The sequence below is a fragment of the Spirosoma pulveris genome, from assembly GCF_054781875.1.
Genome location: NZ_BAAGTO010000001.1, coordinates 1,858,127 through 1,872,674, shown reverse-complemented (window position 1 = coordinate 1,872,674; position 14,548 = coordinate 1,858,127). Strand labels below are relative to the sequence as shown.

14 protein-coding genes are annotated in these 14,548 nt (G+C 52.6%); 4 read left to right on the top strand and 10 right to left on the bottom strand.

What is annotated here, in order from left to right:
- Positions 1 to 5 precede the first annotated feature (5 nt).
- From ACYVJM_RS07605 to ACYVJM_RS07590, 4 genes are all read right to left on the bottom strand, one after another.
- A complete protein-coding gene (locus tag ACYVJM_RS07605) occupies positions 6 to 1,583 on the bottom strand; it encodes a serine hydrolase domain-containing protein (protein ID WP_461147590.1) in 1,578 nt (525 codons plus the stop codon).
- A gap of 104 nt (positions 1,584 to 1,687) precedes the next feature.
- Entirely contained in the window at positions 1,688 to 2,725 is a 1,038-nt protein-coding gene (locus tag ACYVJM_RS07600) for an SO2930 family diheme c-type cytochrome (RefSeq protein ID WP_461147589.1), read from the bottom strand.
- A gap of 4 nt (positions 2,726 to 2,729) precedes the next feature.
- Positions 2,730 to 3,938, bottom strand: coding sequence for a parallel beta-helix domain-containing protein (locus tag ACYVJM_RS07595; RefSeq protein ID WP_461147588.1), 1,209 nt, complete (start codon positions 3,936 to 3,938; stop codon positions 2,730 to 2,732).
- Positions 3,939 to 4,118: 180 nt separating this feature from the next.
- Positions 4,119 to 4,289, bottom strand: a complete 171-nt coding sequence (locus tag ACYVJM_RS07590) for a hypothetical protein (protein WP_461147587.1) — start codon at positions 4,287 to 4,289, stop codon at positions 4,119 to 4,121.
- 395 nt (positions 4,290 to 4,684) lie between these two features.
- Between ACYVJM_RS07590 and ACYVJM_RS07585 the strand changes: the two genes are divergently transcribed.
- Positions 4,685 to 5,689 (top strand): NAD(P)/FAD-dependent oxidoreductase, encoded by a 1,005-nt coding sequence (locus tag ACYVJM_RS07585; protein WP_461147586.1) that lies wholly within the window; start codon positions 4,685 to 4,687, stop codon positions 5,687 to 5,689.
- A 112-nt stretch (positions 5,690 to 5,801) separates the two neighbouring features.
- The gene (locus ACYVJM_RS07580; protein WP_461147585.1) at positions 5,802 to 6,125 is read left to right on the top strand and encodes a 2Fe-2S iron-sulfur cluster-binding protein; all 324 of its coding nucleotides are present in this window, start codon (positions 5,802 to 5,804) and stop codon (positions 6,123 to 6,125) included.
- Between the two features lie 103 nt (positions 6,126 to 6,228).
- On the opposite strand, the gene ACYVJM_RS07575 is transcribed toward ACYVJM_RS07580, so the two are convergent.
- Positions 6,229 to 6,858, bottom strand: a complete 630-nt coding sequence (locus tag ACYVJM_RS07575) for a carbonic anhydrase (protein WP_461147584.1) — start codon at positions 6,856 to 6,858, stop codon at positions 6,229 to 6,231.
- Positions 6,859 to 7,089: 231 nt separating this feature from the next.
- On the opposite strand from ACYVJM_RS07575, the gene ACYVJM_RS07570 reads away from it, so the two are divergent.
- A complete protein-coding gene (locus tag ACYVJM_RS07570) occupies positions 7,090 to 9,210 on the top strand; it encodes a prolyl oligopeptidase family serine peptidase (RefSeq protein WP_461147583.1) in 2,121 nt (706 codons plus the stop codon).
- Between the two features lie 65 nt (positions 9,211 to 9,275).
- Here the strand turns inward: ACYVJM_RS07570 and ACYVJM_RS07565 are convergent, their stop codons facing one another.
- The gene (locus tag ACYVJM_RS07565; protein ID WP_461147582.1) at positions 9,276 to 9,677 is read right to left on the bottom strand and encodes a DoxX family protein; all 402 of its coding nucleotides are present in this window, start codon (positions 9,675 to 9,677) and stop codon (positions 9,276 to 9,278) included.
- Positions 9,678 to 9,711: 34 nt separating this feature from the next.
- Entirely contained in the window at positions 9,712 to 10,290 is a 579-nt protein-coding gene (locus ACYVJM_RS07560) for a dihydrofolate reductase family protein (RefSeq protein ID WP_461147581.1), read from the bottom strand.
- Positions 10,291 to 10,497: 207 nt separating this feature from the next.
- Between ACYVJM_RS07560 and ACYVJM_RS07555 the strand changes: the two genes are divergently transcribed.
- Entirely contained in the window at positions 10,498 to 11,478 is a 981-nt protein-coding gene (locus tag ACYVJM_RS07555) for a GlxA family transcriptional regulator (RefSeq protein ID WP_461147580.1), read from the top strand.
- A gap of 71 nt (positions 11,479 to 11,549) precedes the next feature.
- On the opposite strand, the gene ACYVJM_RS07550 is transcribed toward ACYVJM_RS07555, so the two are convergent.
- From ACYVJM_RS07550 to ACYVJM_RS07540, 3 genes are all read right to left on the bottom strand, one after another.
- Complete coding sequence (locus ACYVJM_RS07550; protein ID WP_461147579.1) at positions 11,550 to 12,479, bottom strand: nucleoside hydrolase; 930 nt, start codon at positions 12,477 to 12,479, stop codon at positions 11,550 to 11,552.
- Positions 12,480 to 12,500: 21 nt separating this feature from the next.
- Entirely contained in the window at positions 12,501 to 13,250 is a 750-nt protein-coding gene (bla, locus tag ACYVJM_RS07545) for a subclass B1 metallo-beta-lactamase (protein ID WP_461147578.1), read from the bottom strand.
- A 116-nt stretch (positions 13,251 to 13,366) separates the two neighbouring features.
- Entirely contained in the window at positions 13,367 to 14,437 is a 1,071-nt protein-coding gene (locus tag ACYVJM_RS07540) for a purine nucleoside permease (RefSeq protein WP_461147577.1), read from the bottom strand.
- Positions 14,438 to 14,548 lie beyond the last annotated feature (111 nt).

Genomic DNA, 14,548 nt, shown 5'->3' with positions numbered 1-14,548 from the left:
TAAAACTAGTTGTTCACTTCCCGAAAATCCAGTTGCTGAATCAGGGCGGGGTTTTCGGGGGTAAGGGTAAAGAAAACGTCGATGCTGGCTTTTTCGCCCTCCATCACAAAATGTCCGCGTAACTGGTTTTCGGGAATTAACTCGCCCACTCGCTTAATGGATCCGGCTTTGGCGTATAGATCCTGCACCATTTTCCGGCGAATGGCGATCGATTTATCCGGGAAGAAGTTCTCTGCAAAAATTCCGCTGCGTTCTGCATTCGTCCAGTCGGGCAGGAGCTTTAACAGTTCGGCTTTGCGTTGGGCCAGGATTGGCGACACGGGTAACTGGCGGGGCTGTAGTTTGGCCAATGCAACCAGGGTGTCGAGCACGGCGGTGTTGACAACACCCAGGCCTGCGTACGTTACGTTGCCATAGGAAATAACGCCAATGCCGTACTCGGGCAGAATGCGCCATTGACTGCCGAAGCCGGGCAGACCGCCACTGTGTCCTACACCCACCAGACCAACGCAGTTTTTATTCCAGCCCAGCCCATAACCATACCCACTCGTTACGGGGCACACCTGACCCGCCGAGTTCTTTGCCTGAGCGGCCAGGCCCGAAAATGTCCAGGGTTGTTGCATCTCCCGAATAGAGCTTCGTTTTATGGGTCCGTTATCAACGTCATTGCGGGGTGGCCAGGCGGCTTCATGAACGGCTACGTACTTGCTGAAATCTTCAATGGACGTAATCAGTCCACCCATTGCCCCGTGCGAACCGTCGTGCAGCAGCGGTTCGTCAAGCCACTTACCCGTTCCCGAACCATCCTCCTGCCAGCGGTAGCCAAGGGCAAGCCTGTCGGCCGGGACTTTGGTGTACTCCCATTGGGTATCGTTCATGCCCAGCGGTTTCAGGATGTTTTCGGTGATGTATTGCTGATAGGGTTTGCCGGATACCGTTGAGATGATACGGCCCAGCATGGCAAAGGCGAGGTTGCTGTATTCGTAGGCGAAGCTCGGTACGTTGGCGTTCGAGATGCCGCCTTGGATGAGCTTCGTCAGGTCGTCGTCGGTATCGGCCAACTGACGGTCGCCCCAGGGATTGTCTTCAGGAAAACCGGCTGAATGGGTTAAAAGGTTACGAACCAGGATTTTAGGGGCGTCGGCGGTGAGGTACTTGTGCGCCTTCAGTTCAGGAATGTACTTTTCGGCAGGGTCGTCGAGCCGGAGCTTGCCATCGTCGCGGAGTTTCAGGACCGCCATGGACGTCAGACTTTTGGTCATCGACGCAATCCGGAACAGCGATTTAGGCGTTGCCGCTATCTTTTTATCGACGTTGGTGTAACCTAGTCCGCCGGAGTAAACCAGTTTTCCGTCGAGGACAATCCCGTAAGCCATTCCCGGAATGTGCCGTTTTTCGGCAACATCGCGGAAGAGTTTTTCGACGATGGGGAAGGCCGGTTCCAGCTTTTTGAGCCGATCGGCATCCGTAAATGTGGGGGGCTGATAGGTCGCGACATGGGCAACGGTACGACCCACCGACGGCGCTTGCTGCGCCAATGCAGACGAGCCTGCCAGCAGTAAAGCAGGGAGAAAGTATCTCATGAGGTAATTTGAGGCTGTATCGTTATGGTTTATTGTGGGTGATTCCCCGTTTGATCACGGCGAATTACCCACCCGCTAACTTACTAAATAACCGCTGTTCTCCCTCATTTCATCGCTTTTATCCAGTCGCGCAGGAGGGCAAGACTTTCACGATGGGCTGTTTTACGCCCGAGTTCGGGCATCATGACGCCGGGGTCGGTGGAGCTGAGTCGGTAGATCAGAATGGATTCTTCGGGCTTACCCGGAACAATATCATACGGATGCCCACCCGATCCACGACCGGCAGCAACGGGCGTTTTCAAAATACCCAGGGCGGTGGGGTCGGTTTCGGTAAGGCTCAGATTCAGACCCGAGGTCATGGCCGGGCCTTTGGGGTTATGGCAGTGAGCGCAGTTTATATCGAGCCAGATTCGTGCCCGGTCGTTTAGGGAGCCTGTTTGAGGATCGTTCCAGACGGGGGCTTTAGGACAGTTGGCCAGCGACGGTAATCCGGCGAGCATCCCCGCTTTCTGCCAGTGCGTAAGCTGGTTTTCGGTACCTACAGAGCCGTAAGCAAGGTTGCCGTTCAGTTGCCGGACAGACGGCCCAATGGGTGTCATGACTTCGTTTCGGTTATGGCACCCTTTGCACTGGTTGAGATTTGGGATGGTGTACGGGTGCTGCTGGATCTGTCCATCGGCGTCGATGTAGCTGACCGTTTTGGTATCACCGGCAACTTCCAGAAACGCGTCGGTCTGTTCGTCATTCCAGACGTAGTCGAAGGCTTTCCAGCCGCTGGCCTGATGAACCAGCAGCCGGGTTTCCATCAGGCGTCGCCCTTTGGCCGGATTTCGGAAATCCGCGGGGTAGTAGAACGTCTTAATGAGCGTGGTGCCTTCCGGGAAGTTCAGTACGCTGGAGTCATTGTACGCGACCGACCGACCGGCGGGCAGTTTTACGAACCGCAGCTTTTCGGCATAATCGGAAAATAAGGGCGTGTTGAGCGCATACGGTACAACCCCCGCAGCCGGTTTCTGCTCCACCGGATTACCGGTGAAAAAGCCGTAGTCGGATAGTTTTTCGGGGATCGCGTCCGACCGCCAGCCCGCCAGCGTGAGCCAGCCGACCAGCAGCAGCAGCGACCAGATCAGGTAGGTTCGCATGCGGTTAACGGCCGTTGCCGGCGCTTGTTTTCAAAGGAGTTAGCTGGCAGTCAAAAGGGTCAGGGCTAAAAGAAACGTTTTTGAACTCACGCCCGGCATCGAGGTTGACCAGACTCTGATTTTTGTTGTTTCGAATACAAATGCGCTTGTTGGCCAGTGGTTTGCCGTCTTTGTCGAACGTAGCGGGGTCCGCAATGCCATCGTACAAAATGTGCGGAACGGGCTGCCCCGATTTCAGGATCGCATCGAATATCTTGCCGTAGCGACCCCGCGAACTGGCCGGGCCGGGATTGCGCTCGTAGACGTTATCGTGAATGGAAATAGCCGTCGAAAACGGGTAATAGCCTTTGTCGGTGATGGGCCGTTCGGTAATGAGGTAACTAATGACGCCGGTGCCGATGGTCTGGTTGCGGAGGAAGCGGTTATTGAACACTTCGACATTGTTAGCAGCCAGAATCAACAGCCCCGTACCGTCCGAAACGCTGGCAACGATATTGCCTTCCGGTGCAAAATTCGGGAAGTTATTGTCGTGAATATAGTTGTTGAACACCCGCACATTACCACCCTGTTTCTGAACCAGATCGGGCAGGTCGAACACCAGAATGCCGCCCGTATTGTCGTAGGCTTCGTTATCGAAAACGTCGGCATTACGGGAGTTCTCAATCTCTATACCCGCCACGTTATGGTAAGCCTTGCTGTTCTTGACCACGATCCCGCGGGACTGCCCCACGTAAATACCTGCATCGGAAGCGCCAATGGCAGTACACCCGTCGATGAGCACATTGTCGCACTGCACCGGATACAGGCCGTACCCGCCATTCTCGGCTTTGGGCGGCCCCGTCCATTCTACCTTTACGTTTCGGAACGTAATGCCCTTCACGTTCATGGTCTTGATGCCATCGCCTTTTGAATCCTGAATGGTCAGGTTTTCGATAACGATGTTTTCGGCATTGGACACGCGCAGGCCTTCGGCTCCGTCCGTCTGTCCTTTGAAACTAAGTATCGTTTTGTCGACCCCTTTCCCCCGAATCACAATGCGCTTTTTATCTTCCAACGACAGGCTCCCGGTAAAGGTGAACGTACCGGCGTCGAGCTCGACCGTGCTGCCATCTTCGGCCATGATGAGCTGGGTCTGGTAGCGCTTCTGCACATCGGTTTGTGCCCAGGCAGAATATGTTAACAGGCAGACAGCCAGGAGTAGAGAGAGTTTCATAAGGATAGGAATTTGGGTAAGGATAGCCGTAAATATACAGCAAACGGTTGATTTGAAGGGGAGTTTTTAAAACGCTATGTTCCGGATGTATGGCTCTAAAACTTTCCCTTCAAATCAACCGTCCGTCTACCTGAAGCGACGGGTTACCGTCGGTACTCCGGTTGCCGGAAGCCTACTAACTCAACCAGTCCAGCCTAAGCTTACCGAATTATCCTTTCCCCGGTCATTCTGGGAAGCCTCCGCATAAGGGTCGGAGTTTTGATTACTTCGGGTCTGGCTCAGCGCCGGGGTAACGCTCAACAGGACCAGTGTGAGTAAAAACAAAGGAACCGTTGCGCGTAATGTTTTCATCGTCGTTGAGAGAGTTTACTGTTTGGTTAGGTTGATCGGCTATTCCCACAAATAGTGGGCAACCAACTGCCCCGGTTAACCCGACCCAAAGAAACGCAGTTTTGTCGCGCTCTGGATCAATTAGGAAATGGAGAACTCCGCTCAAAGGCCCGATTTGAGGTAATCAGAGGTATTTTCCTTGACGCATGATGTAGCGCTGAGAAGGCTACTCTCATTCCATTTGTTAATACTTCATTACCAGATATGATTTACCTCAGGGGTGTGTCGGACTTACCTTTGTATCGCCTGATAACCCTGTTCTAACGCAGGATACAAGTCTTTTGACGGCCTGGCCATTCGCCTGTACACAACCAAGACGAACGAAGAAGGGTAACCCGATTCGTTCACAACCCAACATGATAACAACAGATATGTGCATAATTGGCGCGGGTCCGGTGGGCCTGTTCGCCGTTTTTGAAGCTGGTTTATTGAAAATGCGTTGCCACCTGATCGATGCCCTGCCGCAGGTGGGTGGTCAGCTTTCAGAAATTTATCCGCAGAAACCGATCTACGATATTCCGGGCTATCCGGCGGTGAATGCCCAAACGCTTGTCGATAACCTGATGGAGCAGATAGCTCCCTTTAACCCCGGTTTTACGCTGGGTGAGCGCGTTGACGGATTGGAAAAACAACCTGATGGCTCGTACATCGTCACCACCAGCGATGGCACGGCTGTCCATTGCCAGGTGGTTGTCATTGCCGGTGGCCTTGGCTGTTTTGAGCCGCGCAAGCCGGAAATCGTGAACCTCGAGCGGTTTGAAGGAAAGGGCGTTGCCTACATGGTCAAGAACCCGGAGCAACTCCGCGACCGCCGGGTGGTGCTGGCTGGTGGGGGAGACTCGGCCCTCGACTGGACGGTTTTCCTGGCCGACATTGCCCGTGAAGTGACGCTGGTTCACCGCAGCGACACTTTTCGTGGTGCTCCTGATTCGGCCGAGAAGGTGTTCCATCTGGCGAGCCAGGGGAAGATTAATCTGGTGCTGCAATCCAATATTACCAGTATCAATGGAAACGGGCATTTGCAGGAGGTGAGCATTACGGCGAAAGACAAATCCGTCAAAAGCATCGAAGCGGATCACCTGATTCCGCTCTTTGGCCTGACGCCCAAACTCGGACCCATTGCCGATTGGGGACTTACCATCGACAAAGCCGCCATCAGCGTGAATACAACCGACTACTCGACCGGTGTCGACCGTATTTACGCCATCGGCGATATTAATACGTATCCGGGTAAGCTGAAACTGATTTTATGTGGTTTTCATGAAGCCGCGCTCATGTGTCAGGGTGCCTTCCGTCACGTACACCCCAACCAGAAGCTGAGTTTCAAATACACCACCGTAAACGGTGTTCCCACATTTTAATGACCAAGTAGCTGGCTCCAGCCGGCGCGGGTATTTACTCGTGTCTGTTAGTAAGCAAACATTCGTTTGCAGTAGTAAGCAGCTGGCGTCATTCATTTAGCCAACGACAACCATGATCAATTTCACCATTGAAGACCGTAAGGGCGAGCGGCAGGATCTCGAAATCCCCGAAGGTATTAACCTGAGCCTGATGGAAGTGCTGAAGGCTTCGGAATACAACATCCTGGCTACGTGCGGGGGCATGGCTCTCTGTGCAACCTGCCACGTTCAGGTGTTGAACGGCTTTGACGACCTGCCAGCCGCTCAGGATGCTGAACTGGATATGCTGGATACCCTGCCCGATGTCGATTCGGATAGCCGACTGGCCTGCCAGATTCGGGTAAATGAAGCGATAGAGGGGGCTGTGTTTCGAATTAAAAGCGACGAGCCGGACTGACAACATCCAGCCTGAAAACGATCTCGGTATTGTAGTGTCACTTAAAGAAGCTGACACCACAATACTGAGCTGTTATCAACCAGTATCTTACCGACCCCTGTCGTTAAATCAAGCGGTACAGGGCCAGTTCTTCCTTAAAGTTGGCCATGTTGATTTTCAAGTCGACAACCGTTCCCTGGGAAATGTCGTACACCCAGCCGTGAATGCGGGGATAATCGCCCTGTGCTCTGGCTTTTTGTACGTACGAGAGCTTCATGATGTTCAGGCATTGTTCCTGCACATTTAACTCCACCAGCCGACGGAAACGGGCGGCATCATCCGGCAGGGCGTCCAGCTCCTGGCGATGCAGGCGATAGACATCATCAATATTACGAATCCAACTGTTAAGCGCTCCAAGGTCTTTGTTATCGAGAGATGCCCTGATGCCTCCGCAGCCGTAATGGCCGCACACAATGATATGCTGTACCTGTAAATGTTCAACTGCATACTGGACTACCGAGTAAGCATTGGTATCGTTGTTGGGAACCAGATTGGCAATGTTGCGATGGACAAATACTTCGCCCGGCTTCACACCCATGAAATCTTCGGGTTGTACCCGACTGTCTGAACAGCCGATGTAAAGAAATTCCGGCTGTTGGCCGTCGGCCATGCGATTGAAATAATTCGAGTCCTGTTCTAATTGTTCGGTAACCCACTGGCGGTTGTGGGCAAATACACTTTCGTATAAGTTCATAACGTCATGAATTTAGTAGTCAACTACGGTACTTACCCGGATGTTTGCACTCGTTACCGATAAGTCGTCTCAGGATGGAGTGAAAACAAATTTCACGGATAACTTGCTGGTATAATAGGTCTGAATGGTAGGATTTTATCCTGACAACTGGGTAAAATAGAAAATAAAAGGCTTATTTGATTGTGTTTCACAGACAACCTAACCAAGCCGTTTATCTTATACCGCGCTATCATGAAAAAGTTTACGTGGCTATGCCTGTTACTGGGATTTTATCAATTCGCCAGAGCGCAAACGTTCTCTCTCGAATCCGTTAAAAGCTACCCCTTTCCCACAGAACTTACCAGCGCAGCTCAGGGTTCGCGGATTGCGTGGGCCTTTGCCGAACAGGGTAAACGCAATGTGTATGTTGCAGAAGGGCCCAATTTTACTCCTCGAAAACTGACAAACTATACCGATGACGACGGTCAGGAACTAACGAGTCTGTCGATTTCGGATGACGGGAAATGGGTCGTTTATGTGCGCGGTGGCGACCACGGCTCCAACTGGGATGATGAACTCCCGGTCAATACACTGTCGTCGCCAACGGCCCCCAAAGTGCAGATCTGGACGGTGCCTTTCGCGGGTGGCGAACCCAAAGCGATTGCGGAAGGCGATGCCCCCGTTATTTCGCCGGCCGGTGGCACGCCAGCCCGTATTGCGTTCATTAAAGGTGGTCAGGTCTGGATCTCGCCCGTGGATGGGTCGGCTCCGGCAAAAGCTCTGTTTACCGCACGGGGTACGAACAGTTCCATTCAATGGTCGCCGGATGGGTCGAAGCTGGCCTTTGTATGCGATCGGAAAGACCACGCGTTTGTGGGCGTTTTTACCAACGAAACGACGCCCATTACCTGGATTGCGCCGTCGTTCTCGCAGGATGAGTCACCACGCTGGTCGCCGGATGGCAAGCGGTTGGTATTTGTCCGTACACCCGGTTCCGGTGGTGCGCCCGACTCGCTCCTGACTCGTAAACACCGCCCATGGTCGATCTGGACTGCCGATGTGGCATCGGGTACGGCTTCGCAAATCTGGCAGGCTCCCAAAACGCTGGCAGGATCGCAGCCCACTACGCATGGCGGATTCAATTTGCACTGGGCAGCGAACGAGCGCATTGTTTTTTTATCGTATCAGGATGGCTGGCCCCATCTGTATTCCATGCCATCGTCGGGCGGTTCCCCATTGTTGCTGACACCCGCGCCCTTTATGGCCGAACACATTACGCTGAGCCCCGACCGCAAGTGGCTTTTGTTCAGTGGCAATACTGGCCCTGATAAGCTGGATATCGACCGTCGGCACGTGGTGAGGGTGCCTGTTGATAAAGCCGCTATGGAAGTGGTAACGCCCGGAACAGGTCTGGAATGGACGCCCGTTGTTACGGGCGATGGGGCCACGATAGCCATGATCAGCGCTACTGCCCAGCGCCCTCCCTTGCCCACCGTTATGGCCTTCTCGAAGGGAACCCCCAAAATTCTGGCGCAGGATCTGGTACCAGCCAGCTTTCCGCAAAACCAGTTGGTGACGCCCAAACAGGTGGTCTTCAAGGCACCGGACGGCATGACTGTACATGGCCAGCTATTTGAGCCCGTAGGTGGATCGGGAAAAAAGCCCGCGTTGATCTATGTACACGGTGGTCCGCCCCGTCAGATGCTGCTCGGCTGGAATTACTCCGATTATTACGCCAATTCGTATGCGCTCAACCAGTACCTGGCCAGTCAGGGGTTTGTGGTGCTGTCGGTGAATTACCGGCTGGGCATCGGGTACGGCTACGACTTCCATCAACCGGCCAATGGCGGAGCCAACGGAGCCTCAGAGTATCAGGATGTTCGGGCGGCCGCCGTCTGGCTTACGGAACAGCCTCAGGTCGACGCAGCTAAAATTGGTATTTATGGCGGTTCGTACGGGGGGTACCTGACCGCGCTGGCCCTCGCCCGCGATTCTAAACTGTTCGCGGCTGGCGTTGATATTCACGGGGTTCACGACTGGAGTCAGCAACGTAACGGCAGCAGCCAGACCGACCGGTTCGAGAAAATCCCCGATGCCGAAAAAGCCGCTAAGGTGGTGTGGGAATCATCCCCCGTTTCATCGGTTGGCAGCTGGACATCCCCCGTGCTGATCATTCACGGCGACGATGACCGTAACGTTCGGTTTTCTCAGAGTACCGACCTGGTCCGGCGGCTGGACAAGCAGGGTGTTCCGATGGAAACCCTGGTCATTGTTGATGATACACACCACTGGATGAAGCACAGCAACGCCATTAAAATGAGTGCCGCCACCGCCGATTACTTCAAACGGAAACTGATGAAGCCACGGCAGTAGTTTAAGTTGTAAGCCTACGGTTTGGACGTGCCTAAACCGTAGACTTACAACTTAAACGTCGTGAACTAGGTGAGTGTCTGTGGTTGCTTATGAGTGCGATGGTAGTATATATAGGAAACGATTAACAGCATCAGGCAAACAAGGGGAAGACTTGCCTGTACAGGTCCGTCGACTACCAGGTTAGCGATAATGGCCGAAATCATTGAAATGCCAAACCCCACGTAAGCCCATTCTTTAATACGGGCCGGTATCATAGGGAGAACCAGTAAGATACCGCCAAGGATTTTTCCCAGACCGAGTTCTACCCTGAAATAGTCCGGAAACCCAAGGTGCCGGGTTCCTTCGATAGCTAAAGGCGTATTAAAGCCCAAGGCGCCCCCTGCATCGAAGCCAACAACCAAAAGGGTAGCAGTCCAATAAATAATCCTGTCTCTTCTTGTGCTTTTACAAATGACTAGTGTGTTCATTTTATGGATTTGTTTGTAACGTTCCCTTTCTCTACTACTTTCTATTAACCTGATAATAAAGCCCAACCACGCCGGAATCGAATGATTTGGCTTTGGTAAGCGTCAGCTTAACCCGTTCGGTAACGTCTTTAAAGAGTGCTTTTCCGGTGCCGAGAACAATAGGTTCGAGTTTAATCCGATACTCATCGATCAGGTTAAGTTTGGCCAGTGATGCGACAAATTCAGCACCGCCAAATACCACCATGTCGCCCCCCGGTTGCTGTTTTAACATGGCAATTTCTGTGGCAACGTCGGTATCGGCCAGGCGGGAGTTTTGCCAGTCCACATTTGTCAATGTTTTTGAAAACACAACTTTAGGTGTCGTATTCATCCAGTTGGCAAAGTCGGCGAGTTCGGCGGGTATGTCAGGGTTGTTCGTGACGGTCGGCCAGAAGCTGAGGAAACCCTGATAAAGAACGCGGCCAACCAGCAGGGTATCGACCGTTTTCTGTAAGTCCGGGATCAAATAATGCCCCACTTCGTCATCGTCCATCGTCATCCAGTCCTGTTCTCCATTGGGGCCGCAGACGAAGCCGTCGAGCGAGACGTGCATAAATAAAATCACTTTTCTCATCGTATTGATTTGTAGGGTTCAGGCTGGTGTACGGACTGCCGCTATCGGGCTAAAGACACGAAGATGTCACCCGGCTGAGACGGTCGGTTCTACATTTTGATATTGTTTTCAGCCTCACAAATATAGGGCTGTGCCGCAGGATATTTCGGGGGTAAATACGTCAAAAATCGGGTTGATTACGACGCCGGATTTTGTTATTTTTAACGTATGAAACACATATCCATTCTTGTACCGAAAGGGGCTATTTTAGGCAGTCTGGAAGGTACACGGCAACTGTTTACTCAGGTAAATCAGTTTTGTAAAATGCGGGGTGAAAAACCGCTTTTCTCCGTCAAATTAGTTGGTCTTACCCGCGAAACGCCGGTGAGTGGAGGCCTGTTTACCGTACATGCCGATTCGCTGATTGAGGACGTTAAAAAAACGGATTTGATTATCATTCCTGCTCTGGATGGTGAACTAGAAGAGGCCATTGAAAAGAACAGGGAGTTTATTCCCTGGATACTCAAACAGCGCAGCGGTGGCGCCGAAATTGCCAGCCTTTGTCTGGGGGCTTTTCTACTGGCATCGACGGGCCTGGTAAACGGCCGGAAATGCGCTACACACTGGCTGGCGGCCAATCAGTTCCGCCAGTTGTTTCCCGAAGTCGACCTGGTTCCCGAGAAAATAATTACTGATGAGCAGGGCATTTATTCCAGTGGTGGTGCATTCTCCTACCTGAATCTGATCTTACACCTGATCGGGAAATATGCCGGTCGGGAGATTGCTGTGCTTTCGGCCAAAGTTTTTGCGATAGAAATTCAGCGCGATAATCAATTGTCGTTCACTATTTTTCAGGGGCAGAAGGAGCACGAAGACGAGCCGATCCGAAAAGCACAGGAATTTATTGAACTGAATTTTCAGGAAAAGATTTCCGTCGATGAACTGGCTTCGAAATTCGCACTGGGTCGGCGAAATATGGAGCGTCGATTTAAGAAAGCGACTTCCAATTCGGTCAATGAATATATGCAGCGGGTGAAAATAGAAGCGGCTAAAAAAAGTCTGGAAACCAGTCGAAAAACAGTGAACGAAATTATGTACGATGTTGGCTATTCAGACACCAAGGCATTTCGAACAATTTTCAAACGAATCACCGGATTATCTCCCGTCGATTACCGAAATAAATACAATAAAGAATTAGTAGCGGTGTAATGCCGATTGTCCCGGTCGGGTAGTTCTCAGAAACCCGTTCTACCCCCGACCGGGACGATCGGCACTACAGTTTACTGCCTGAACTGCGCCAGCAGGTATTCGTAAAAATACGCGACATTGACACCTGTTGCGAAGCGTACGGTATAGCCGTTCTCGTCCAGATACGTTTGACCGGCGTTGGGCGGTCGCGTGCTGACATTGGCTTTGGCAACTTCGATCGTGAATTGTTCCGGTAGGGCCAGGTAGCTGGTAGCCAGAATATCCCACATGAAATAGGTGTAGTGATAACTGGGGATAGTGTCGAGGGTCAACGCCCAGAACTGACCGGTCAGGTTGGAGAGTTTATGATCCATCTGGCTGGCCAGCGTCGACAGAAACTGTTTCGTGACGGGTACATGGTTCGTTACGTCGAGCGGAATCAGCGTGAGGGGCAATTCGTACGAGAACAGCTTCTGCGCATTGACCGGGTCCCAGAATACATTCCATTCGGCGGTGCCATCGTGCTGAAATGTCTGAACGTTTCCCGTTACGCGAAAAGCACCGGCCATCCACACAATTTCGGCAATAGTGTCCTTCAGCTCCGGGGCTTTTTCGAGGGCCATAACCAGATTGGAGCAGGGGCCGGTCATCAGGATGGTTACCTTTTCGGTTGCCGAAGCCAGCTTCTGGATCATGAGATCCGGAGCACTCAAATAGCTATAGGGATCGGGCGATGCAGGCAGATTAATGAGGAGCGGCAGGGCGTTGATGATTTCGGGTCGTGCCCGCCATTCGCTCGGAAAGGCATTGATACCGTAGTAATCGCCCCGGGCTAGCGGAACGTGTTCCTGACCCATCAACTGAAGTAATTTATACGCCGATTCGAGGGCGGGCTCGATGTAGCAATCGGCGGGCGTGACGGTGATGCCGATAAGTTCGATATCGGGCATGGTCAGGACCAGCAACTGCGACAGCAGGTCGTCAATCGCCCCGTCGTGATCCATGAATAGGAGTTTAGGCATGAGAGAACGTTATAGATGGGATTACTTTTTTGCCTCAGCGTGTTTTTTTAGCAGTTGAAGCGTATGGGCCAGCGATCGGGTATCCGTCCACTCGTCATGCCCCGGTACAACAATCCGGGCCGTTTTAAACTGCGTCATCAGATTCTGGATCGAATTTCCCCATTCGTTCAGGTTAGCGTCGGCCAGATTGCCCATCCCAAAGACGGCAACGCTTTTTACGAGACAGCCACCGTAGAGGATCTTCTGATTCGGTAACCAGACAACAATATTGTCGGCAGTATGGCCCTGCCCCGGAAAGTAACAGCGAATTGGTTCTTTGCCGATTGAAAAAGTCGTATCGTTCGATAAAATACCCTCCGGGGATTCAAACCCGAGTTTCACTGATTTCTGAGCCGTCAGGGGCGTACTCACCACCCGGATACCCGCCTTTCTGAGTTCACTGATGCCACCCACCCGGTCTTCGTGACCATGCGTGACAATACATAACCGAACCGGCTGATGCAGATTTTTGCTGACCCACTGGAGCAACTCGCGGGTGTTATCGGTATTGGTGTTGGTATCCCAACCGGTGTCGACGAGTACAATGCCATCTTTGGTCTTAATAATCAGCCCATTGGATGGAACGGGCGTTCCGCCGTACATACCATAAGTTGTATGGACATACACACGCTCATTGAGTGGAGTGACCGAAAGCCCCGGTCGTTGACCAGACTGCGCCTGTACCAGTGTGGTAAGTAGGAGAGTCGATAAAAGTGAAAGCAGTTTACGCATTCGGTTTCGGGGTATTTATGGATTTGGGCAATGCCTTTGTGTTTTGTGTGTTGTGCGGGCAGTTTTGAGAAACCGCCCGCACAACACACAAAACATGGGTCGATTCTGTAATCGTGTTAGTTTCCCGGTAATTTGTCTTTGAAAATCGACCAGTCGGCAACTACTTTGTTGACAACCAAACTACCTGCTTGGTACGCAGCTTCGAGGGCTGGAATATAGGCCGTGTACCGCTCTCCAACTGCTTTGCCGCCATTGGTCAGGTTTTGCGCGGCTGTTACGCCGGATGGCTGCATGGTATAATTGCTGGCCGTTCGGAGCACCATGTACCGATTGATGTCAGCCTTGCCGGCATTGGTGAGCCATTGCAGTGATTGCCCGGTCCCGGTATCTTCCATAGCCGAGGTAACGAAATTTCCTTTTCCTTTCGTCCAGTAGTCTACCCAGTCATTGGCCCAATCGTTCAGGTATTTACCGTGCCAGAAGGTCATGGCGGCAATGTGGTCGCCCATCATCACACGGGGTGGTTTCCGGGCTTCGGGGAAATCGCGGTACACGGCCCGCATTTTTTGGAGCGTTTCGGAGTCGGCCAGTTTTATGTTTTTGGTCAGGTCGAACGCCCAGTTGGCCAGACTCGGATTGAGGTGAATGGCGACTGTGAAATCGTTGTCCTGAACGGGTTGCTCATAGGGCTTGGTGCGCCGTAAGGGCAAGTAACCCGTAGACCATTCCTTTGGCATTTCGCGCGGGTCTATTTCGTGGGCGAGGTCACCATCGACCAGCCATTCTGCCCAAACCGCCGAGCCCGCACTGCCGTCCTGCGGGTCGATTCCGGCAATGCCCGCCACGAGCCAGTAGGCATGGGATAAATCGAAGCGGGGGTCCATACCCAGCGCCATGATCGAAGCCGCCGAGCGGGCCGTTCCCATGCCAGTACAAATGCCCAGCACTTGCTTGTCGGGGTTGTACCGCAGATTTCGATACCCCTGCGGAAAGGGGATGGTTTGCGGCAACGGCAGCCGCTCGACCCAATACTGAAACTCGCCGGGTCGGTCGCCAGTGTCGGCACCAATTTCAAACATGGTCACGATAACGACTTTTACCGGAAGGGGAGCGGTGGCTTGCCCATATATGTGCAGGCTCGCAAACAGCAGCCAGCTAATCAGGGGTAGTTTTCTTTTCAGATTCATTGCGCTGCAAAATAGGGCCTAAATCTGCTGTCGCTGTGGCCACGCGTCAATTTATTAAAAACGGTAGGGCCCGGCAGCGATAAATGGCAAATTTCATTGTTTTGAGCCACC